The sequence below is a fragment of the Pseudoalteromonas sp. A757 genome, from assembly GCF_004103285.1.
GTDB classification, from domain to species: domain Bacteria; phylum Pseudomonadota; class Gammaproteobacteria; order Enterobacterales; family Alteromonadaceae; genus Pseudoalteromonas; species Pseudoalteromonas galatheae.
This window is the reverse complement of the sequence record NZ_QNQN01000073.1, coordinates 337,415-359,622: the sequence shown is the minus strand read 5'-3', so window position 1 is coordinate 359,622 and position 22,208 is coordinate 337,415. Positions and strand designations below refer to the sequence as shown.

The following is a 22,208-nucleotide window of genomic DNA, read 5'->3' as shown; positions in this document are numbered from 1 at the left end:
CGTCCTGACCTTTGAGGAACTGGCGATTAATTTTGGCATTATCCGCTGACAAACGAGCAAAAAAGGCGCACAATAGCAAGCGTTGCCAGACAAGGTATTTCATGATGGATTTGAAATACCTAAGTGCTTTTCTAAGACCCTAGAGTACTTAAGTATTATACTTTTAAGGGCAACATGATGAATACGCAACTTCCTAAAATCGTGATAGTCGGTGGTGGTGCTGGTGGTTTAGAGTTGGCTACACAGCTAGGACATAAACTCGGGAAAAAGCGCCAAGCAGAAATCTTATTAATTGATAAAAATCGTAGCCATATTTGGAAACCGCTGCTCCATGAGGTCGCGACAGGATCTATTGACGCTGACTTAGATGGTGTGGTTTATTCTGCTCATGCGGCAAAGCATTATTATCAGTTTCAACTCGGCAGTTTTAGCCACGTAGACTCAATCAATAACACCATCACGCTGAGCGAGCTAAGAGACGAACTCGGTCATCGTATTCTCCCAGAGCGACAAGTCAACTATGACTATTTAGTGCTTGCTATTGGTAGTATTAGCAATGATTTTAATACTCCAGGGGTCAAGGAGCACTGCTTCTTTCTCGATTCAAATCAGCAAGCTGAGCGATTTCAGCATGCACTTCTCGATAACTTTACACGCTTACATCAAGACGATGATCAGAAGCATTCGTTAACTATTGGCATTGTTGGTGGTGGTGCTACAGGCGTTGAGCTTTCTGCTGAGCTGTATCATGTGTCTGACATGTTGAAAATGTACGGGCTGAATAAAATGACTGCCAAACGCCTTCGTATCGATTTAATAGAAGCAGGTCCTCGAATATTACCAGCACTCCCTGAGCGTATTGCCAATTCAGCTAAACAGGAGCTTGTGAAGCTCGGTGTCACGGTGCGAGAAGGTACCCAAGTAAAGCAGGCAACTGAAGACAGTTTTATTACTAAAGAAGATGAGCAGCTAAAGGCAGACATCAAAGTGTGGGCTGCGGGGGTAAAAGCACCTGACTTTATTAAAGAGATTGGGCTGTTCGAGCTTACTCGCAATAATCAAATTAAGGTAAATCAATACTTACAAAGCAGTGTAGATGAGCATATTTATGTCATCGGTGATTGCTGCGCATTTACCCAAGCGGATGGTACTCAAGTGCCGCCGCGTGCTCAGTCGGCCCATCAAATGGCGCAATGTGTAGAGAAAAATCTAATTGCAACACTAAAAAATCAACCTTTACAAGAGTTTACCTACAGTGACCACGGCTCTTTAGTGAATTTATCTCGCTATAGCACCGTTGGGAGTTTAATGGGAAATCTAACCAGCAATAGCTTTTTTATTGAAGGTAAGATAGCGCGATTCATGTACATCTCGTTGTATAGAATGCATCAGCGCGCAATCCATGGTATCGCAAAAACTTTTGCACTATGGATAAGCGAAAAGGTGCTTAGAGTGGTACGGCCAAAAATGAAACTGCACTAAACCCAGTTTGATATGTTACTTAAAAGCCGACGAAGGTCGGTTTCAAATGTAAGCGTGCCATAATAATCTTGCTCAGCAATACAAACGCTACAATAAACTTCTAAGGTGAAGTCCAGTATGGCCGGCTCTATATTTCAATAAACGGCAGAAATTTGATTTGGAAGAGTAATTAATCACTTTGTTACTTTTGATTAACGAAATGGGTCGTGAAATATCTACTTTTACTCTAGTATGATTAATCATGCGATTAAAGGAGTAAAAATATGACTGAAGAGTTAGTAGAGATTGCGGAGACACCGAGGGATAAACTGGTGACAGCGGGAAAAAACTTATTTATTAGAAAAGGTTATAATCGCGTCACTACGAGAGCAATAGCTGAGCAGGCTGACGTGAACGTCGCTTTAATAAAATATTATTTTAGCGATAAGGCGGGTTTGTTTGAAGCGGTATTTCGTGAAGTTGCAGCTCCTTTACTAGGTTTACTTGAGGAAGTTAAGGTGTCACAGCTACAAGATGTATCGCCGATTATATTGACTCAGTTTGTTGAGAACTATTACCAAGTGATGAGCACTTACCCAACACTTCCGAAGATCATTTTGATTGCGTTACACGATACTCATTCTAAGGAGCATGAGATCATTAGACGGATCTTCTTGGAGCATGTGGAAGTTGGAGTAAAAATATTGAATTCGGCGTTTAGGCAACTCGTGCCATCGAAACCTATTCGTGTTGAGTGGTTATTGTTAACTTGCCTTAGTCTATCTTCATTTCCATTTTTAGTACCGCCCGTAATACAACCATTGCTGGGTATTGAGAGCAAAAACACTCAGCATTGGCAAGCGCTTGGTGAACATCAACAAGCCATCTTTAACGTGTTTCTCTCTCAAATTGCTGAACAGAAGACATCATGACGACACTATTCTTAATCATATTGGTTTTATTTTACAGATGAGTGTGAATAGCTGATAGAAACTCGAGAGTAGAATCCTCGGTATAATCGAATGACCTCTGGTATAGCCAAGCGGAGAATTGTTAGGGGTTATTCAACTTTGCTGTTTGGTTTTTGTTCTCTTGAGGGGTGCAACGCTTGACTTGCCGGTTAGCAATCTAACTAAGCAAAAGTTGAGAAACAATGAACAAAGCGCACCCAGGTGAACCCAAAGGACTGCGCTTGATTAGCATTTCTTTTGTGTTGCTCAACAAGGATGTGAGGTAACTTGGCTTTTATAAATACCAGTCAGATTGCCGGAAAAATAAACTTAAAAGATAAACTAAACCTAGTTGAGCTAATGAGAAATTATGGCAACAGCGTAGTAAAAAGATAAGCACTGGCAAAAACTTCAATATCAAAAGCATGAGCGCAGCTAGATTAGTTGTACAAATTCGTCGGTACTGATAACTTACGACGAAGTTTTGTTTTAAAAGGAAAATTTTGATGGACTTGCAATCTTTGGCTGTGTTTGCGGTGGCGTGTCTCGCGATTAACCTCATTCCAGGCCCCGATGTGATCTATATTGTGTCCAATACAATGAAGGGTAAAATGTCTGCAGGGTTAAAGGCTGCATTAGGCTTAGGCACTGGTTACTTCATTCATACTATTGCCGCTTGTTTAGGATTATCAGCAATTATTTTAAGCTCGGCCTTTGCGTTTACTGTGGTGAAGTGGCTTGGCGCTGCTTACCTAGTTTATTTAGGGATTCAGTCGTTATTATCGATGTGGCGTGGCGATAGTCAACTTCAGTTAAAACAAACCGAGGTTGCAACAGGCAATGTCTTTATGCAGGGGGTATTGGTAAGTGTTTTAAACCCTAAAGTGGCTTTGTTTTTCTTATCCTTTTTACCGCAATTTGTTGACCTTTCAGCACATTCCACTTCGCTGCAAATTTTAATGCTCGGCATGTTGTTTAGTGCCCTGGCGACACTTTGTAACTTGATTTACGCGGTAGCCGGAAGCTGGCTATTTAATCGTCCTAATGCTAAGCGGTACTCTCGTGCCCTTGAAGGTATCTCGGGCGTATTGCTGCTGGGATTAGCTGGAAAAGTTATCGCGAGCGAGAAGTAGAGTAATCAAAGGTGACTTAAAAAGGTAATCCAAAGTAATAGAGTTACACGTGGAAAAGTCTAAAATCTGGAAAGACAAGTCTGTTGAGGGTGTCGAGCTTTTATCAGCGCAATATACTAAATTTGAGTTTGCCAAACATTGGCATGATGAATTGGCTATTGGCGTGATAGAAGAGGGTGCTGAAGGTATTCTCTATGGCGGGCAAAAGTTGATTGTGCCTAAACACCACGTTGTTGCTATCAACCCTTCTGAAGTGCACACCGGATTCCCAGGTGTGCCAAGTGGATGGCGCTATCGAATGTTTTACTTTGATCTCGCATTTCTACAGCGACTTTTTGATAATATGAGTGTGCACTTAGCGCCCGTTGTTACTCGCACCATCATTGATGATAATCGTCTGTTTTTAGGTTTATTGCAGCTTCATCAAGCCATGGAGCAAGCCAGTTTCACACTGACAAAAGAGTCGTTGTTGCTGATGACCTTAGAAAAGGTGTTTACTCAGTATGGCTCAGTGACAAACCCTGAAAACACTGCTTTTATTGATACTCACAGCGTGTTTCGTGCAAGAGATTACCTTTTTGATAACTGGCAAGAAAATATTTCACTCGATGAGTTAGAGTGTTTAACGGACAGCACTCGGTTTCAATTAATTAAAGGTTTTAATTCTGCATTTGGCCTGACTCCACACCAATTCCTCCTGCAAATTAAAATCCAAAAGGCCAAGCTGCTGCTTGCTAAGGGCATGACGTGTGTGGACACGGCGCTAACCTGTGGCTTTTATGATCAAAGCCATTTTAGTCGTAACTTCAAGCGGGCATATGGGGTATCACCGTCTAATTATAGGTGCTGATATCTAGGCCTTTGGCTTAATTTCAATTTTGTACAAGAACATGCCTTGCGATTTCTGTACTTTGTGTGCTTTCACAAAGGAGAAGTTTCAACCATGAGTTTGTTTATCATTTGGTTTAGTGCCATGTTCCCGTTAGTTTTTAGTCCTGGACCTGCAAATATCGTATTTGCCGCATCAGGTGCGAACGTCGGAGTGAGGCGGTCATTAGGACTCTTGGCCGGAGTTGACGTAGTGTATATTCTAAAGTCGCTGCTGGTGGGGTATGGTCTTGGCAAAGTCGTTGAGTCTCACCCCGTGGCTTTGAATATTATGCAATTGATAGGTGCAATTTACCTCATATATCTGGCAACGAAGTTTTTTGCCGCGACTAAGAACACCCCAGCAAATGATAACAAAAAATTAGGTTTTATAGATGGAGCGTTGCTGCAAATATTGAATAGCAAAGGATGGGTATTAGTCTTTGTTATGTTTACGCTTTTTAGTGAGCAAGCAAATGAGACCTTCGGCGCGTTGGGCAATTTAATTCTGGTGTTGTGGCTTGCGATACTTAATATTTCGGTGCATTTGGTGTGGATTAAAGCTGGTGATTTGTTGGCGCGAGTGTCGAATGACCCAAATTATAATAAATGGTTGAATCGGTTTTACGGCGGCTGTTTGTATCTGGTCGCGGCTTGGTTAATTTTCGACAATGAAATTTGGCGCGAAGGTTTGACCTGAGCAAAAATAAAGGCTTCAAAATAGAAGCCTTTATTTGTATACAAGTATTAGGGTGATTACATCACTCGCATGCCAGGCTGTGAGCCCTCGTCTGGATTTAAGATGTAAATCTCTTTACCACCGGGGCCAGCGGCCAATACCATGCCTTCCGACATGCCAAAACGCATCTTACGAGGTTTTAGGTTTGCAACCATTACTGTTAACTTGCCGATAAGATCTTCAGGTGAATAAGCCGATTTAATGCCAGCAAATACCTGGCGCGTTTCACCACCTAAATCAAGCGTAAGTTTAAGCAGTTTATCTGCACCTTCAACATGCTCTGCGTTAGCAATTTTTGCGACACGCAGATCAACTTTGGCAAAATCATCGAATTCGATTTCCGCAGAGATTGGCTCTTTGGCAAGCGGGCTATTCGGATCTGCTGCTACAGATTGACCACCCACTTTCTTTTCAAGGCTTTCTTTAGACGACTCGATCATCGCATTCACTTTATCAAGCTCAACACGCTGCATTAGCGCTTTAAATTTATTGATCTCATGATTAACAAGAGCGTTGTTAACACTTTCCCAAGTAAGCTCAGTATTTAAGAAAGCTTCTACATTTTTCGCCATACCTGGAAGGATAGGCTTTAAATAAGTCAGTAGTACGCGGAATAGGTTAAGACCCATAGAGCACACTTGATGTGCACGCTCAAGCGTCTCTTCATTCTTTGCAAGCACCCAAGGCGCTTCGGCATCAATAAACTGGTTTGCTTTGTCAGCAAGGGTCATGATCTCACGCACTGCGCGGCTGTATTCACGGTTTTCAAAATGTGTCGCGATTGAATCCTTTGCAGCAACAAAGCTAGTTAATAGTGCTTCGTCCATAACAGAGCCGCTTAGCTTGCCGTCAAATTTCTTAGTAATAAAGCCTGCACACCGACTTGCGATGTTTACCACTTTGCCCACTAAGTCTGAGTTTACGCGTGCCGCGAAATCTTCTAAGTTTAGATCTAAATCCGTAACGCCGCTGTTTAGTTTAGCTGCATAGTAATAACGTAGATATTCAGGGTCTAAATGCTCTAGATAAGTACGAGCCTTTACAAAAGTGCCTTTTGATTTAGACATCTTAGCGCCATTCACGGTGACAAAACCGTGAGCGAATACGTTATTTGGTTTACGGAAATTAGCGCCATCAAGCATCGCAGGCCAAAATAGGCTGTGGAAGTAGATGATGTCTTTGCCGATAAAGTGATAAAGCTCGGCGTCAGATCCTTCACCCCAAAACTCGTCAAAGTTTAGGCCTTGTTTCTCGCAAAGGCTTTTGAAGCTTGCCATGTAGCCGATTGGTGCATCCAACCAAACATAGAAATACTTGCCAGGCGCGCCTGGTATTTCAAAACCAAAATAGGGGGCGTCACGGCTGATATCCCATTGCTGCAAGCCGTCTGCAAACCATTCGTCTAGCTTGTTCGCCATTTCAGATTGCAGACTACCTGAGCGTAGCCATGTTTTTAGCATGTCTTCAAACGCTGGTAAGTCAAAGAAGTAATGCTCTGAGTCTTTCAAGATGGGTGTCGCACCAGACATCACTGATTTTGGCTCAATTAATTCTGTTGGGCTGTAGGTTGCACCGCAGGCATCACAGCTGTCGCCATTTTGATCTTCAGACTTACAAGTCGGGCAAGTGCCAGTAACAAAACGATCTGGTAGGAAAATGCCTTTCTCTGGGTCAAATAACTGTGAAATCGTGCGCTTTTTGATATAGCCTTTTTCGTCTAAACGAGTGTAGATTAGCTCGCTTAGTTCACGGTTTTCGTCACTGTGTGTGCTGTGATAGTTATCAAACTTGATATTGAAGTCTGCAAAGTCACGCTGACGCTCAATACTTACCTGCTTAACCATTTCTTCAGGCGTGATACCTTGCTTCTGTGCATTTAGCATGATTGGTGTGCCGTGCGCATCGTCCGCACATACATAATAGGCTTCATGGCCTTGTAGCTTTTGGAAGCGAGCCCAAATATCGGTTTGAATATATTCCAGCAAGTGGCCTAAGTGTGTGGGGCCATTTGCATATGGTAATGCACTGGTAATGAGAATTTTTCTCTTCGTCATAACGATTCCATGAATTTAGCGCGATCTTTCTAATTGATGGTGTTGAATTGGTTGATTATTCACCGAGTTAACACTTGAATGGACAAGTGTGCTTAGTGACTCACCTTAGTTCAGACCATGAACCGCGAATTGACTGGTTTTAATGAGTTGAATGTTACATAATTCCGTGGCTATTTTCATCACCCAGAGGAGTTTAATTTGTATGTTTGGACTGGAAAAATGGTTTGCCAAGGGAAAAAACACCAAACAGGCAATCATTGAGCTTTTAAATGGTTATCGTAGTGCCGCATTACCAGTGGGCATTGATGCAAACTGGGTGATCAAAACACAAGAATCAAAGGCGCAAATTCAAGTACAAATTAATTTCCCATTTGCCATCCAATGCGACCAAGATGTTGCTAGTTATCTACAGCAACACTTAGGCAAGCCCGTTGAGGTGACATCGAAAGTCGTCGTTGTCGGCAGACCAAAATTTAAAGCCATTAAACATATTATTCTTGTTGCCTCAGGTAAGGGCGGAGTGGGAAAGTCTACCACTGCGATTAATTTGGCGTATGCGCTACGTGCTCAAGGCGCGAAAGTCGGTGTGCTAGATGCTGATATTTATGGCCCTTCGCTACCTAGTTTACTGGCTCTTGAGGATGAAAAACCTCAGGCGAAAGATGATAAAACCTTACTACCAATTGAAAAGTCGGGCATTAAAGCCATGTCTATTGGCTTTTTAGTCCCTGCAGAAGACGCCACTGTTTGGCGCGGACCAATGGCTTCTCAAGCGCTTACTCAATTGTTAAATGAAACGGATTGGGGCGAGCTGGATTATCTGATTGTTGATATGCCACCAGGCACAGGAGATATCCAACTCACTATGACGCAAAAAGTGCCAGCCAGTGGCGCGGTGATTGTCACCACTCCTCAAACATTGGCGCTTGCAGATGCACAGAAGGGCATCGCGATGTTTGAAAAAGTGCAGCTCCCCATTTTAGGTTTGGTCGAAAATATGAGTTACTTCAATTGTGCGCAATGTGGTAGCCGCAACCATATTTTTGGTCACTCTGGTGGCACCACGTTGGCGAGTCGCTATGGTGTGCCTTTACTTGCGGAAGTACCGCTTAACGACCAAATTAGAACAGCAACAGAGCAGGGCGAAGATATCATTGCCGCGACCCGTGAGCCTAGTTCAGAAAGTAAGACTGACAATCATGGTATAGCAGATCACTATGTTGATTGTGCCCAACTGGTTGCCAGTATGTTATATTACCAATCAGACTCAACATCGGGTGTTGAGATTGTGATGACGGAAGACTAAGAATGAGATTATCGGATACCCATATTCGAGAAGCGATCGAACAACAACGCATAATCATCGAACCGACCCCAAAGCCTGATATGATTTCAGGCGTTACCGTGGATTTAAGACTGGGTAACAAGTTCAGAGTGTTTCAGGACCATGCCGCGCCTTACGTTGATCTCAGTGGTCCTAAAGATCAGATCAATGCCGCGATGGAATCCATCATGAGTGACGAAATTGTGTTAGAAGATGGCCAAGCGTTTTTCTTGCACCCTGGTGAGCTTGCGCTGGCAATGACGTATGAAAAGGTAACGCTACCTGCCGACCTTGTTGGTTGGTTAGATGGCCGCTCGTCGCTGGCAAGACTTGGTTTAATGGTTCATGTTACTGCGCATCGTATCGATCCCGGTTGGTCTGGAAACATCGTATTGGAGTTTTACAACTCCGGTAAGTTACCTTTGGCACTTAGGCCAAATATGAAAATAGGTGCGATGAGTTTTGAAACGATGACCAGTGCCGCGCAATTTCCTTATAACGAGCGCAAAGACGCCAAATATAAGGATCAAACTAGTGCGGTTGCTTCACGTATTAGTGACGACAGTTAATGGAATACTTTGGCGGATGGATTGGCGCGCTAGTCGTTAGCCTACTATAAGCAAATTTGACCCTTATGTTTGGAATAACAACGGCTAGAGAACAAGTTGTTATTCCAATCTTAAAATTAAATATTAGACCTCCTATAACGGCACACCACCTTTACATTTTTGAGCTCACACCAAATCAGTCATAACGATTTAAATTCAATAATATTTTTGCATTTGCTTTGATCCAAACCATACTTACAACAATACGTTTTTATGTTGTCGAACGATACATCATGTAAATGGCTACAGAAGACAAAGTGAATACGTGTTGGCGCGAGAATGACGTAGCCTACTGATTTTCAATGGAATTTAATTAATAACCGTGAGGGTTAGTGTTTTTCTGAATGATAACGCTTGGTTCTTTGGATAATGAATAGGCTAATAAATCACCGTCAAAGTGACTCAAGGAGAATGGGTATGTGGCTTAGCACTGCTAGGTATGTCACGTTGATGTTTATGATAATTGTGAGCTGTACTTTTGCGATGTCGGCTTCTGCTGAAACGCAGTTGGCTGCAAAAAATATAGAAGCAAGACCACTAGTTTCGGTAGGTTACGGTGACTTTGCCGAAGCCCAATTTAGTGAATCGCAAGAGGCTGTAATTATTCCGAAGGGGGTGGCTGTTTGGCTTCGAGTCACGAATCTTATTTATGCTGATTCGTCAGGCCAAGTGCTAACAGTTTCACGTCCATCTATGGGCAGTGTTGAGTTTTTTACCACTGACTCTACTGGAAAATTAATTCAAATTTCCAATAGTAATAACCATACATCATTGAGACATTTTTCACCCCATTTGGTGATTGATACCAATAGCCATGTTGAGCCGTTAATCGTTAAAGTTCAATCACCTTATGTTGCCGTGTCGCGAGTGAGCATTGAACCCTATGAAGTGTATATCAAAAATACCAATGCTCATTTATTTTTAACTGGGCTATTTCTAGGGGTGATATTTTTACTGAGTATCTTTATGCTCAGTACCGGTGTTATTTCGAAGCGCCTAAGTCTGCTTTCGGTTAGTGGCTATTTGCTGTCATTAGCCTGCTTGTACGTAGCTCATAAAGGACTTGCGGATATCTTTTTTAGCTACCAAAATAGTATTCATTTTCTACATTACAGTGGCAGCTTTGTGTGTTTTTCACTTGGCTTCACCCTTTTGTTTTTTCATCACTTCCTCACCAAAAATAGGCTTGAACGAAAGACGAAGCTAATCATCAAGACGACTGCCCATGTTTATTTATTAAGCGGTATCGTCGTTGCATTTGCAAAAGTGGATTTACCGCTTGCTTTGCAATCAATTATGGTTATCGGGGCAATCGCGTTAATTATAATGATTCTGGTAAGCCAAGATAAAGACAGTCGCAAAGAAGTCTATTTCTGCTGCGCAATTTGGTCTCCCATGGTGGCGGTATTAATTGGCTTTGCAGGAAGTCAATTGATACAGCCAAGTGAGCAAATATCAGCCGTAAACTATGTATTGATCAGCCTGCATTTAATGTTGTTACTCCTGTTTGTGGTTTGGCATGATGCAGAAAAGCGGCGCATGTATATTCATTATGCTGAGTATGATAAAGAGACTTCACTGCCCAATAAATTCGCCCTGTTTGGCTCACTCGCTAAGCTTGAGGAGCAAAATAAAGCGCATACCCTAGTGCTCTTTAAACCACTTATCCTACCATCAATAAGGTTGAGCTTTGGTTTAACTTTTGCAAATCAGCACATCAATAAGCTATTTAAAGAGGTTTCCGAACAGATCAATACTTATGGTAGCGCTGCAGTTGCAAATAAAGGAGAAACACCAATTTATCGTCTCGAAGATCAAGTGTTTGCCATCGTGCTTGACGGTAAAATTGAAGTCAGTCAAGTTGAGCAATATGTATGTATTTTATCTTCCGTTTTTGAAGAAGGAATTGGCTATAAGGGCACGCAAATAGTAGATAGTTTAGAAGTAGGTGTGGCGAATTATCCAATGCACGCAAAATCTACTGAAAAGCTGATCCAGCGCGCACTGCAGGCACTGAATACTAAATCGCATAATGGTCAACGCTGGCATTTATTTGACGTTGAAAGTTCTATTTCCACTGAACGACATTTAAAGCTCACCTCATTTCTCAAAAGTGCGATAGCGCATGAGCAGTTTAGTTTGTTTTTTCAGCCACAGGTTGACCTTGGGACCGGGAGGGTGTTCGGCTCGGAAGTATTACTACGGTGGCTCCACCCTGAACTTGGTTACATTCCACCTGACGAATTTATTCCTATCGCCGAGTCTTCAGGGCAAATTTACGAAATCACGGAGTGGGTGATCGAGCATGCACTGCGTTATCAAGCCGAGATAACAAAGCTATTGCCTGAACACGTTATTTCGATAAATGTATCTGGTCGTGATTTAAGTCGAAGAGAGTTGTCGGTACAGCTCATTACACTTATCAATGAGCTTTCGTTAGCACCTTCACAGATTATGATAGAGATCACAGAATCTGTCACAATAGGAAATGAAGCCGAGCTTAAAGGGGTGTTAAATGACTACCGTTCAATCGGCGTAAAAGTAGCGATAGACGACTTTGGTACTGGATATTCCTCACTTGCATACCTGAGTAAGCTTGGATTTGATGAGCTTAAAATTGATAAAAGCTTTGTGATGGATATTGAGACATCCAAAAGTAATCAAAGTATTTGTAAGGCAACTTGTGATATGGCACACAGTTTAGGATCAAAAGTGGTGGCTGAAGGGGTTGAAGATATCAATAGCTATATTCGTTTACAGGCCTATGGCTGCGACTTTGCACAGGGCTATTTTATTTCACGTCCGTTACCGTTTAACGAATTTAAGAGTTGGCTAAGTAAAGTCACCTATGCCGGCGATATAAAATCTTTCCTAGTTCGCTGAAGTAGTTAAAAATGGGCTTAGCGCAGCGTGTTCTATGTTCACTCGTCGGGTAAATTCCCAGCTTTTCTTGCTCAGAATCTTTAATTCCTGCGGCCAAGAATGAATTTGATATATCGCTGTGATAGGCAATAATGGCCTCGAACATTCGAGCGGTTAATTCCTCGGGTAGTGCGTAATAAATTTGTCTATTTGCGCTATCAGCAATCTTAGCGGTATGAAAAAACCGATTTGGCTTTTGATGTTGTTCATCTAAAAAGGTATGCGCAAAGAAAGTTGCTAAGGCATTGTTCAATGGGTGTCGTACGGTCTCAGTAGAAAGTAGCCAAGCAGATGATGCAAAAGGTTTCTTTGGCTGTGTTATTAAATGCTGGCAAATATAGTGGTCAAAAGCATGCCACCATTCATGGGCGAGTGCACCACCACCGGCATTTTTTGCCAAAGCGAGTGTTCTGGTATTTGCGGCATAATGCGCTTGAACACCTTGTTGACCGCCTGTACCAAAGGCAAAGTGAAGTGTTCCCCGAAGGCCTATGACTTCAGGTGGTACCTGTAATATTTGGGCTAGATCTGCAAGAGCATCATAAATTAAATTGGCGGATAAACGGGTTTCTTCGGGCGTAACCCAATTACCAATGGTCATGGTTTTAAAGCCAAAGGTCTGCTTGATTTCACTAAAATCCACTTGATCGCCGAATCGATAATCGGGTCCGTGGCGAGCATATCCACGCTGTAGTCTAGAGCTTGGCATTTTCTTCCTTCAATACCTAGCCTTAACATCATCAGGCATGAGCTTCATCTGTTCTTTCACCATGCCTGCTTGAAGCTTATAGAGATCCGCAGTTTCGCATTGATCTACAATCTCGAGAAATTGAGCTGCCGCTTCAAGTGTTGATAAACTGTATTCATGTTTAGATTTACGAATAGTATATTCACTCGCATTTACCGAATCGAACTGAAAACTGGGCAACTGGCTTAGCCACGGGTTGAGATTATAAAGCTTAGTGGCTTTCTTCCACGTACCATCCAATAAGATGATAGCATCAAGCGTTTGATCGAAGTTATATTCTGTAGTTAGGGTTTTGGCATGGCTGCTTGGGTATAGCACAGCGACGTGATTTAAGCGGCAGAAGTTAATTAATTCCTCAAAATCAGCGGTATTTTCTCCAACATAAAGCGTAAACCTATCTAACTGCAAGGCGAGTAGCTTTGCTGTATTTTTGGCAACTTTTACTTCGCTTGGGTGCTGCATGATAATAACTTGGGTTGTATTTGATATTGTGTTTCCAATATAGCTGCAAACGCAAGTGTTTGTGGGAAATCGACAGACTGGACAGGTATTACGTTTCATGATTGATGAGGCATTTTTTAATTTAAGTCACATTTTATCATATCTTGCCTGTATTTACTTTGCACAAGAAACCAGATTTGGCTAGCATAAGTAATAGAATATTAAACTTAAGGAAAATTATGAGCATCGTGATAGATGAAAGTGCCTTAGAGAACATGCAAATGTTACTGGGCGAGCAATTCGAAGATACGGTTCATTTTTGTTGTTCGGAATTCGAGCGGTTAGAATCGGAGTTGATGCTGAACTTGAATCAGGATCAAGAAGCTGCTATTCGTCATGCTCACAGTTTGAAATCTAATGCTGCTCAATTTGGGGCTGCTAGTTTGAGTGAATTGGCAAAGGCGATTGAGCACGCCCTAATTCATGGCGAGGCGGACATTGTCGATGACTCAATTGCGAAGCTAGCAGCGCAAGTTGCAGGTTCAAAAGCTAAATTACAGCAGTGGCTGGAAGTACATTCTTAAAATTAACGTAATCCAAAGTGTAAAGAATGAGGTCGTGTATACGGCCTTTTTTAACCTAGTGTTGTGAATAGGCCAACTTATCTTAATACTTGCTTAATTTGAAGGAGCAATTCTGACATCAACTGTGTTAAAAATTTCTCGCTGAGAACAAACAAATAGCAAAATTTTTGTTTGGTTATCGATAGAACTTTCCCGTCTCAGAACGGATCACTTAATTAAGCAAATCGGTATTACTTGTCCCACCCTATCAACTTCATTTTATACGTTTCTTTTTTGCAGCATAAAAAGTTATCACAAGCATAGAATTTAGACGGCATTGTGATATATGCTTGAGCAAAATGAGGGGGTTATAGATGCTACAAATAACAAAAAGTAATAAGCTAAACGGGGTGAGTTACGATATTCGTGGTCCAGTGTTGGATCAAGCAAGAAAAATGGAAGACGAGGGCATGAAAGTCCTCAAATTAAATATTGGTAATCCGGCGGCATTTGGCTTTGATATGCCAGAAGATATGCACCGAGACATTATAAAAAACTTATATTCTGCGCAGGGGTATTGTGACTCAAAAGGATTATATTCTGCTCGAGTTGCCGTATACCAATATTATCAGCAGAAAAGCTTTCCTAATATTAGTGTTGATAACATCTTCATTGGCAATGGTGTCAGTGAATTGATCCAAATGACCGCACAAGCTTTACTCAATGATGGTGACGAGGTGTTGATCCCCGCACCGGATTATCCGTTATGGACTGCTGCCGTTAAACTATCTGGCGGTAATCCAGTGCATTATCTTTGTGATGAAGAGCAAGACTGGTTTCCAGATATCGAAGATATCAAGCGTAAAATCACGAGTCGTACCAAAGCGTTGGTGCTGATCAATCCAAACAATCCGACCGGTGCGGTATATGACAAAGCATTGCTTGAGGCATTAATTGACGTTGCCAGAGAACACAAGCTATTAATACTGAGTGATGAGATCTACGAAAAGATCTTATATGACGGTGCGGAGCATTTTTCAATAGCAAGTCTTTGTGATGATATACCAGTTATCACTTTTAACGGCTTAGCAAAAACCTATCGTGCGGCCGGGATCCGCATGGGTTGGATGGTGATCAGTGGTAAGCATTCAGTGATGCAGGATTTGATTACAGGCTTAGAAATGCTCGCCTCTATGCGATTATGCGCCAATGTTCCTGCACAGTTCGCCATTCAACAAGCGCTTGGAGGCATACAATCCATCGACCAACTCATTGAACCGGGTGGGCGCTTGTATGAGCAGCGTGATATTGCGTTTAAAGGTTTAAACGATATTGAAGGGATAAGCTGTGTAAAGCCAAAGGGCGCACTTTATGCGTTTCCAAAAGTGGACGTGAAACGGTTTAATATTAAGAATGATGAGCGCATGGTGCTGGACTTGCTCAAAGAAGAAAAAATTCTACTTGTCCACGGACGCGCTTTTAACTGGCCTAGTGCCGATCATTTTAGATTAGTGTTTTTGCCACATAAAGATGATTTACAGCCCGCAATGGATAGAGTAAAGCGCTTTTTTGCACATTACAGTCAGTAATATCTTGTAATACAAATTAGTCTTAGTACTTGCTCAATTTGAAGGAGTAAATCTGACGCTAACTGCGTTAAAAATTTCTCATTTAGAATAACTAAATAGCAAAATTTCGCCCGGTTATCGGCAAGATTTTCTCGCCTCAAAATAGATCACTTAATTAAGCGACTTGGTATAAAAAAGCTCGGAAATTTCCGAGCTTTTTTGTGGGCTAGTAATTTGTTACTTAGTGAGTATTGGAATGTAGCTCTGATATCGCTTGTTGGCTATCGGCCGAGTCTTTACCTTTAAACCATTTGCGGCCAACCCGTTTAACATCTTCAAGTGCCACATATTGACAAGGGATCAGCACGAGGGTTATCACTGTGGCAAATAACACGCCAAACGCAAGTGATACAGCCATTGGAATGACTATTTTAGCTTGTAGGCTAGTTTCCATTATGATCGGTACAAGCCCGATAAAAGTAGTCAATGATGTGAGCAAGATTGCTCTAAAGCGTTTACAACCGGCCTCGACGGCCGCGGCTTTTAAATCGATGCCTTGTTCGCGTGCTTTATTTACAAAATCAACCATAACCAAAGAGTCGTTTACTACAACCCCTGCCACGGCAATAATTCCGAAGAAAGACAGGCTACTCATTGTCATACCCAACACCATGTGACCAAACACTGCGCCAACTACACCAAATGGGATCACAGACATGATAATCAGCGGTTGTGAATAAGAACGTAATGGAATTGCCAGTAGTGCGAAGATAATCATTAATGACAGGGCAAAGTCACGAATTTGCTCAGCAACACTGTCCATTTCTTCTTGTACGCGACCCGCCACTGCACTTTGAACGCCAGGGTAGTTCTTTAATAGACTAGGAAGATATTCGTCACGAACCTGTTTTGCTATCTCAAATGGTTGTGCGATTTCTGTATCAACTGATGCCCAAACATTAATCGTGCGTTTGGCGTTTTCGCGTCGAATTCGGTTAACACCGTCTACCAATTTCACATCAGCCACTTCTACCAACGGCACTTCTGCACCTTGAGGAGTTAGAATACGCACATCCTGAATATCACTAATGGCATCACGGTGTTCTTTAGGGTAACGGATCATCACTTTGATCTCTTCTCCATCACGTAAAATGCGCTGTGCTTCAAGGCCGTAATAGCTAAAATTTACTTGAGATGCGACATCCGCCAACGTAAGCCCAAGGCTGTACGCCAAAGGTTTCAGCTCAAGTTGTACTTCATCGGTTGCTGATTGCATAGAGTCGTTGATATCACCAACGCCTTCGATAGTTGCTAACTTGTCTTTTAGTTTCTGTGCGACTTCACGAAGTTCTTCTTTGTGTTTACCTTCTAACCTAAAGCTAATGTCTCCGTCGTCACGGCCACCATTCATAATGCTATCTTGAATGTTTAGCGATTTAACACCTGGCAGTGCAGGCATTGCATCACGCCAGCGGGCGCTGAGTGCAAAGGTATCGATTGGACGCGCATCTGGCTCAACCAAGATCACCATGATATTTGCGCTTGTGCGGCCGTTCATGTTTACCATGTAATCACGGATCATTTTTTTGCCGTACTCAGTCTCAATTTCTTTGTCGACACTCAGTACCATTTGCTCGATTTTTTGAATTGACTCAAGTGTCGCGTTTTCTGACGAGGATAAGTTCATATCGATCGAGATACGTGGAAAATCATGGGGGATTTTTGGGTTAGCAACAAACTTCACTAGGCCACCAGCAAACATCCCGGCGCTGATAATTAAAATAGTTAAAAAGCCAACGATAACGGTATAACGGTAGTGAATGCAGCGCACAATGAATGGGCGATACGTGTTTTCAATGAAAGATTGAAGGCCGCTATCCATTTTTTCTCTGAGGCGGTGGAACGGATTTTTAGGGTTGCTTGGTTTGTCTTTCATCGCAGCTAAATGCGCAGGTAAAACCAGCTTAGACTCAACCAAAGAGAATAATAGGCACAGAATTATTACGCCACCAATAGCTTTAGAAAATGCTGCCGTTGGGCCGGTTGCTAATGTTTGCGGCAAGAAAGCAGCAACAGTAGTAAGCACACCAAAAGTGGCTGGGATAGCAACACGTTTTACGCCACGAACGACATTATCGAGGCTATGACCATGTTTTTCTATTTCAGCATGGGCGGATTCACCGACGACTATCGCGTCATCAACGACAATCCCCAACACCAAAATAAAGGCAAACAGTGAGGCTAAGTTAATCGTTACGTCTAAATAGCCCATTGGCATCATTAAAAATGCACCTAAGAAGCTAACTGGCAACCCCATCATTACCCAAAATGCTAAACGCACACGTAAAAATAGAGCAAGCATTAGCATAACTAATACCCCACCTAACGCCATATTTTCTAACATCATGTTAAGGCGGCCATTAAGGTAATAGGTCAAGTCAATAAAAGGTTCAAGTTCTACGCCTTGTGGCAGTGAGCCTTTCTTGGCCTCAAGATAGTTCTTAATGATATCTGCAACTTTGGTGATGTCTTGGTCTTTTGACGCGCTAACTTCATACACCAGTGAGTTCTTGCCATTGTATTTAGAGTATTGAAGTCCTTCCTCAAAGCCATCGTTAATGATAGCGACGTCGCCTAAGTTAACCTGTGCGCCATCTGGTAGTGTTAATAAAGGGAGCTTTCTAAACTCGTCACCGCGATAGGCTTGGTTTTCAACTCGCATTGAAATATAGCCATTTTCGGAGCGAATTTGACCTGCAGACATGTTCGCTGAGAAGCTCTTTACTGCATCCGAAATCGCTCTAAAACTTAGGCCGTATTCGCGCATCTTATCAGGGCTTATTTCAATAGAGATTTCGTAGTTCAGACCACCATCAAAACGTACAAGGTTAACGCCAGGTAACGACAGCATTTCTTCATGAATGCGATTACCCAGTTCTTTAAGATCATGGGGGCTTAAATCGCCATTGAGTGATAGCCACATTACTTCTTGGGTTGCCTTGTCGTGACGCACGATAGGGCGCTCCATGCCAGATGGGAAAGTTGAGACGGAATCCACCTGCATCTTGACTTCATCGAGCACTTCTTTGGTGTTGTACTGCTCATCTACTTCTATCCAAGTTTGTGAATAACCACGATTAGAGTAGGTGATCAGGCGTTTGATCCCTTCGAGACCTTCCATGGATTCCTCGATCTTAATCGTGATCCCTTCCTCGACCTCTTGAGGTGCCGCACCCGGATACACGGCTTGAACACTTATCCAGTTACTATCGTATTGTGGAAACATTTGCTTGCGGATCGAAAACGCAGTAAGCAAGCCACCCACAATAATAAATATCATCAATAAGTTTGCTGCAACTGGGTTACGCGCAAACCAAGCAATTAAGCCTTTTTCTGTGCTTTGACTATGCATGAGCCTTACTCCTCTTTGAGCGCCAGTTGTGTGTTAGCGCTTTGCGAAGGAGTATCGTCTATACGAAGTTGCATCCCTTCAGAAGGATAGTCCAGTGCTGAAGTAATAATCTGTTGGCCTGACTCAACGCCGTTATCAACGACGACCATACCATTGTATTCTCTAATAATATTGACCTTTTTGTAGCTCAGCTTATTATCGTCATCCAATGTTGCAACGCGACCTTCTTTTACTAAGTGATGAGGAAGCATAGTGGCATTTTGCACTAATAAACCTTGAATATCGGCGTTGATATAAGCGCCAAAACGTAATGGTTTTACACTGTTGTGATAAGGCTGTTCGACTTGTGCAACGAGGTAGGTCATGCGGCTTTTGTTATCGATAACACCTTCACTGCGGACGATTTCGCCTTTCCAACTCATCGGTTGACCAGCGACTTCAGCGGTGATCACGACATCGGTACCAACACCTTGTTGCGGTAAATATTTCAATTCATTATCGGCAACAGGGAGGCGCACTTCTGCAACAGATGTCGCATTGAGTTTACCAAAGCCATTACCAGGGTTGACTACACTACCAAGACTTACGGTGCGAGACTCTATAATCGCATCGTAAGGCGCTTTGATGTAAGTACGCTCCAAATTTCGGTTCGCTCTTTTCACTGCAGCCTGGGCAGCTTTAAAGCTTGCTAACTTTTCAGCAAGCTGTGGCTTTCTTAAATAGAGCTCGGAGGGTATTTTTTCGTTAGCGTTTGCTTTAATTCTTTGCCATTCCGCTTTTGCTACTTGCACCTGAGCTTGTTCTATTTCAAGCGCTGAGCTTGCTTGTGCTAAAGCCGCTTCAGCTTCAATCAGCGACGCCTCATAGTCATTTGGGTCGATGCGAGCAAGCACGTCGCCTTCTTTGACAAAGCCACCTTTGACAAACTTGTCAGACAATGAAATGACTTGACCACTTACTTGAGCAACAAGCTCAGTACTGTATTTTGGCATCACAATACCGTATGACGATACGTTAAGCCTTACAGGGTCAATATGAATAGGTTGAACCTGTACGAGAGGATGTACTATTTCTTCTTTCTTCTCTTCTGGAGGTTGTTTCATTGCAGACATGGCAACAGCCGCTGCAATTCCCACCGCAAGAACGGCAATTGGTAGAATTATTTGTTTTTTACTAGCCACGTTAAAATCCTTCCTGTTGAATGATTTTTAATGACCCAGATTAACGGCTCTAGATCATCGATAAGCTTAAGAATACGCGAATAGTTATGTCGAGATGTTTAAATCCTACAGGAATATGTAACAAAGCTTTGCGTACCTAAATTAATCGTTACATTCTTAAAAGAGATTGATGCTTTTACGTGTAGTCGATTTTTCGATAAAATGCACCACTTATTGTCAAAATTGCGAGAAACAGAATGGATTGTAGGCTTGGTTGTGGCGCTTGTTGTATAGCACCAAGTATTTCAACACCCATTCCCGGTATGCCAAATGGTAAACCTGCGGGGGAGCGGTGTATTCAACTAGATGAAAATAATCTGTGTAAACTGTTTAATCAGCCAGAGCGTCCACAGGTGTGTTTGCAATTTAAGGCCATGGAAGATGTGTGCGGTGACAGCAATGAAGCAGCGATGCAGATCATCACAGAACTCGAAATGTTGACCTAACTAGCCTCTGGTTAACTGATAAAAAAACGCCCAGAAACTTACCTGCTAAGTTCTGGGCCTAGGGAAAGGCTCAAGATTGAGCCGTGCGCTAACTAAAAACACCTTCTAAGACTGTAGGGAGAAGTAGAAAGTACTGTTAAGTTTAGTTAACCTTTCATTCTTTTTACAAATAAATGAATGATTTATTAAGTTTATATAAAACAAAGAGTTGTTCGTTATATTCATAATTGGTCTTAAAAATATTAAAAGGGTATATTCAGGTTATACCCAAGTTATCAACAGGCCGTCTTTAATTAAATCCCGAGGCAAACTATTTTTAACTTTATTCTTTTGCCATTTTCCTAACCCGATGGCACTGCCACATAGCGTGAGGATCACCTCTCCCGTTAGTTTGGTAACTTCATCTAGGCGTATATCCTTGCCATTAAAGTAATCTTTTGCTTGCTCTTTTGTTAGTGCTAAAGTGTTTTTAGACGCTAAGTGACCGAAAGTAGTGGCAAACTCATGCTCTAATCTTACCCCGTTTTTATGGGTAGTACCGATTAAAATCCCTATGCGAGAATATTTGATCTTATCTTGGATTGCTTCAAAGTTGTCAGGAAATAGCCACACCTCCTTATCGCGCTGCATCAACTTACCGTCAAGTTGGGCAATTCCAAACTGTTTTTTTAGTACGGATAACAATAGTTGAGTGGTTTTCTTGTCTAGTTCTTCAAAAGGGAAAGCGCCTTTTTTCTGTTTTGGGTTCTTAACTTCAACCGTGCTTAACTTTTTAAATCGAGCAATGAAAAACCCCTCGCTATCATATAGCTGAGGCCACACATGCAAGTATCCTTCGGACGTTGTAGCTTTTTCAGCACCCTCGAATAAAGTCGATAGGTTTTCGACTGCTACTGCTTGGGGGTAATTATCAATGAGGTGTTGGCATACTTGCTGATTTTCCAGAGGTGTTAACGTACAAGTTGAATACACTAAGGTACCGCCTGGCTTTAAGGCTTGAAATGCGCTGTCTATCAGTTGCTTCTGCACTTGTGCAATTTCAACATTAGACTCAATTGACCAGTTTTTAAGGGCATTTGGGTCCTTTCTAACAGTGCCTTCTCCAGAGCATGGTGCATCAAGCAAGATGTTATCAAAACATTCATGCATATAATCGCCAAAGATACAGCCGTCAAAGTGAGACAACGCAACATTGCGTATGCCCATACGTTTCATATTTGCTGCAAGGGCTTTGAGTCGAGATGAAGATAGCTCATTAGCGATTAGTACGCCACGCCCATCCATATAAGCTGCGAGTTGCGAAGTTTTCGAACCTGGTGCTGACGCCATATCCAAATTAATATCATCACTGCTGATAGTCGATTTCAGTGCCGTGGGCGGCAACATGGAACTAGCTTCTTGGACATAGATGCAGCCACTTAAATGGATATCTGTGTTGCCGATAGCAAGATTAGCCTCTTCTTGTTCACTTCTTGATATCCAAAACCCTTCTTCACACCAAGGGATCGGTTCTGCCTGCCAATCACTTTTTTCGCAGTAGGCTAAGAATTCCGTGACAGACATTTTTAGGGTGTTGACTCTGACTGCTCGGCGTAAAGGAGACTGGCACGTATCTATAAAGTCTTCGATGCTAAGGTGGTCTGGTAAGTAGGTTTTTATGTCGTCTAGAAACGCGCTGGGAATATAGGTTGATTTGTCCACGCAGTTACTCAATTTGAAAGCTATATCTCATTTTACACTTTCATGAGTAAA

Annotated in this window: 17 protein-coding genes; 11 read left to right on the top strand and 6 right to left on the bottom strand. The window is 42.3% G+C overall.

Features of this window, described 5'->3' with window-relative positions:
• The first annotated feature begins 177 nt into the window (after window positions 1-177).
• The 5 genes from DRB05_RS18935 to DRB05_RS18915 all read left to right on the top strand — a co-directional run bounded on the left by DRB05_RS18935 (window position 178) and on the right by DRB05_RS18915 (window position 5,111).
• On the top strand, window positions 178-1,482 hold the full coding sequence (locus DRB05_RS18935) for an NAD(P)/FAD-dependent oxidoreductase (protein WP_128728405.1): 1,305 nt from the start codon (window positions 178-180) through the stop codon (window positions 1,480-1,482).
• A 263-nt stretch (window positions 1,483-1,745) separates the two neighbouring features.
• On the top strand, window positions 1,746-2,393 hold the full coding sequence (locus tag DRB05_RS18930) for a TetR family transcriptional regulator (protein WP_128728302.1): 648 nt from the start codon (window positions 1,746-1,748) through the stop codon (window positions 2,391-2,393).
• 524 nt (window positions 2,394-2,917) lie between these two features.
• The gene (locus DRB05_RS18925; protein WP_128728301.1) at window positions 2,918-3,544 is read left to right on the top strand and encodes a LysE family translocator; all 627 of its coding nucleotides are present in this window, start codon (window positions 2,918-2,920) and stop codon (window positions 3,542-3,544) included.
• A 49-nt stretch (window positions 3,545-3,593) separates the two neighbouring features.
• Window positions 3,594-4,394, top strand: a complete 801-nt coding sequence (locus DRB05_RS18920; RefSeq protein WP_128728300.1) for an AraC family transcriptional regulator — start codon at window positions 3,594-3,596, stop codon at window positions 4,392-4,394.
• 93 nt (window positions 4,395-4,487) lie between these two features.
• Entirely contained in the window at window positions 4,488-5,111 is a 624-nt protein-coding gene (locus tag DRB05_RS18915; RefSeq protein ID WP_128728299.1) for a LysE family translocator, read from the top strand.
• Window positions 5,112-5,167: 56 nt separating this feature from the next.
• Here DRB05_RS18915 and metG read toward each other — a convergent pair whose 3' ends face one another.
• Window positions 5,168-7,204 (bottom strand): methionine--tRNA ligase, encoded by a 2,037-nt coding sequence (gene metG / locus DRB05_RS18910; protein ID WP_128728298.1) that lies wholly within the window; start codon window positions 7,202-7,204, stop codon window positions 5,168-5,170.
• Window positions 7,205-7,406: 202 nt separating this feature from the next.
• Between metG and apbC the strand changes: the two genes are divergently transcribed.
• The 3 genes from apbC to DRB05_RS18895 all read left to right on the top strand — a co-directional run bounded on the left by apbC (window position 7,407) and on the right by DRB05_RS18895 (window position 12,019).
• Window positions 7,407-8,510: an iron-sulfur cluster carrier protein ApbC gene (gene apbC, locus DRB05_RS18905; protein ID WP_128728297.1), complete on the top strand. Its 1,104-nt coding sequence runs from the start codon at window positions 7,407-7,409 to the stop codon at window positions 8,508-8,510.
• A 2-nt stretch (window positions 8,511-8,512) separates the two neighbouring features.
• The gene (gene dcd, locus DRB05_RS18900) at window positions 8,513-9,097 is read left to right on the top strand and encodes a dCTP deaminase (protein ID WP_128728296.1); all 585 of its coding nucleotides are present in this window, start codon (window positions 8,513-8,515) and stop codon (window positions 9,095-9,097) included.
• A 456-nt stretch (window positions 9,098-9,553) separates the two neighbouring features.
• Window positions 9,554-12,019: an EAL domain-containing protein gene (locus DRB05_RS18895; RefSeq protein WP_128728295.1), complete on the top strand. Its 2,466-nt coding sequence runs from the start codon at window positions 9,554-9,556 to the stop codon at window positions 12,017-12,019.
• Here the strand turns inward: DRB05_RS18895 and DRB05_RS18890 are convergent.
• Both DRB05_RS18890 and DRB05_RS18885 read right to left on the bottom strand, forming a co-directional pair.
• The gene (locus DRB05_RS18890; RefSeq protein WP_128728294.1) at window positions 11,979-12,767 is read right to left on the bottom strand and encodes a CLCA_X family protein; all 789 of its coding nucleotides are present in this window, start codon (window positions 12,765-12,767) and stop codon (window positions 11,979-11,981) included. The two genes, DRB05_RS18895 and DRB05_RS18890, sit on opposite strands and share 41 nt — an antisense overlap.
• A gap of 9 nt (window positions 12,768-12,776) precedes the next feature.
• Window positions 12,777-13,367 carry a tRNA-uridine aminocarboxypropyltransferase gene (locus DRB05_RS18885; protein ID WP_128728293.1) on the bottom strand — a complete coding sequence of 197 codons (591 nt, stop codon included), beginning with the start codon at window positions 13,365-13,367 and terminating at the stop codon, window positions 12,777-12,779.
• Between the two features lie 119 nt (window positions 13,368-13,486).
• Between DRB05_RS18885 and DRB05_RS18880 the strand changes: the two genes are divergently transcribed.
• Complete coding sequence (locus DRB05_RS18880) at window positions 13,487-13,831, top strand: Hpt domain-containing protein (protein WP_128728292.1); 345 nt, start codon at window positions 13,487-13,489, stop codon at window positions 13,829-13,831.
• A 353-nt stretch (window positions 13,832-14,184) separates the two neighbouring features.
• Window positions 14,185-15,399, top strand: coding sequence for a pyridoxal phosphate-dependent aminotransferase (locus DRB05_RS18875; protein ID WP_095727258.1), 1,215 nt, complete (start codon window positions 14,185-14,187; stop codon window positions 15,397-15,399).
• 220 nt (window positions 15,400-15,619) lie between these two features.
• Here DRB05_RS18875 and DRB05_RS18870 read toward each other — a convergent pair whose 3' ends face one another.
• Together DRB05_RS18870 and DRB05_RS18865 are read right to left on the bottom strand one after the other, a co-directional pair.
• Window positions 15,620-18,790, bottom strand: coding sequence for an efflux RND transporter permease subunit (locus DRB05_RS18870; RefSeq protein WP_128728291.1), 3,171 nt, complete (start codon window positions 18,788-18,790; stop codon window positions 15,620-15,622).
• A 5-nt stretch (window positions 18,791-18,795) separates the two neighbouring features.
• Window positions 18,796-19,971, bottom strand: coding sequence for an efflux RND transporter periplasmic adaptor subunit (locus DRB05_RS18865; protein ID WP_128728290.1), 1,176 nt, complete (start codon window positions 19,969-19,971; stop codon window positions 18,796-18,798).
• A gap of 236 nt (window positions 19,972-20,207) precedes the next feature.
• Here DRB05_RS18865 and DRB05_RS18860 point away from each other — a divergent pair, with 236 nt between their 5' ends.
• The gene (locus DRB05_RS18860) at window positions 20,208-20,456 is read left to right on the top strand and encodes a YkgJ family cysteine cluster protein (RefSeq protein WP_010371625.1); all 249 of its coding nucleotides are present in this window, start codon (window positions 20,208-20,210) and stop codon (window positions 20,454-20,456) included.
• A 261-nt stretch (window positions 20,457-20,717) separates the two neighbouring features.
• Here the strand turns inward: DRB05_RS18860 and rsmF are convergent, their stop codons facing one another.
• Window positions 20,718-22,157, bottom strand: coding sequence for a 16S rRNA (cytosine(1407)-C(5))-methyltransferase RsmF (gene rsmF / locus DRB05_RS18855; protein WP_128728289.1), 1,440 nt, complete (start codon window positions 22,155-22,157; stop codon window positions 20,718-20,720).
• Window positions 22,158-22,208: the final 51 nt, after the last annotated feature.

Excerpts from the sequence above, each read along its gene's own strand:
- DRB05_RS18935 (WP_128728405.1), top strand. The coding sequence starts at position 178 with ATGAATACGCAACTTCCTAAAATCGTGATAGTCGGTGGTGGTGCTGGT.
- DRB05_RS18930 (WP_128728302.1), top strand. The coding sequence starts at position 1,746 with ATGACTGAAGAGTTAGTAGAGATTGCGGAGACACCGAGGGATAAACTG.
- DRB05_RS18925 (WP_128728301.1), top strand. The coding sequence starts at position 2,918 with ATGGACTTGCAATCTTTGGCTGTGTTTGCGGTGGCGTGTCTCGCGATT.
- DRB05_RS18915 (WP_128728299.1), top strand. The coding sequence starts at position 4,488 with ATGAGTTTGTTTATCATTTGGTTTAGTGCCATGTTCCCGTTAGTTTTT.
- metG (WP_128728298.1), bottom strand. The coding sequence starts at position 7,204 with ATGACGAAGAGAAAAATTCTCATTACCAGTGCATTACCATATGCAAAT.
- apbC (WP_128728297.1), top strand. The coding sequence starts at position 7,407 with ATGTTTGGACTGGAAAAATGGTTTGCCAAGGGAAAAAACACCAAACAG.
- dcd (WP_128728296.1), top strand. The coding sequence starts at position 8,513 with ATGAGATTATCGGATACCCATATTCGAGAAGCGATCGAACAACAACGC.
- DRB05_RS18895 (WP_128728295.1), top strand. The coding sequence starts at position 9,554 with ATGTGGCTTAGCACTGCTAGGTATGTCACGTTGATGTTTATGATAATT.
- DRB05_RS18890 (WP_128728294.1), bottom strand. The coding sequence starts at position 12,767 with ATGCCAAGCTCTAGACTACAGCGTGGATATGCTCGCCACGGACCCGAT.
- DRB05_RS18885 (WP_128728293.1), bottom strand. The coding sequence starts at position 13,367 with ATGAAACGTAATACCTGTCCAGTCTGTCGATTTCCCACAAACACTTGC.
- DRB05_RS18880 (WP_128728292.1), top strand. The coding sequence starts at position 13,487 with ATGAGCATCGTGATAGATGAAAGTGCCTTAGAGAACATGCAAATGTTA.
- DRB05_RS18875 (WP_095727258.1), top strand. The coding sequence starts at position 14,185 with ATGCTACAAATAACAAAAAGTAATAAGCTAAACGGGGTGAGTTACGAT.
- DRB05_RS18870 (WP_128728291.1), bottom strand. The coding sequence starts at position 18,790 with ATGCATAGTCAAAGCACAGAAAAAGGCTTAATTGCTTGGTTTGCGCGT.
- DRB05_RS18860 (WP_010371625.1), top strand. The coding sequence starts at position 20,208 with ATGGATTGTAGGCTTGGTTGTGGCGCTTGTTGTATAGCACCAAGTATT.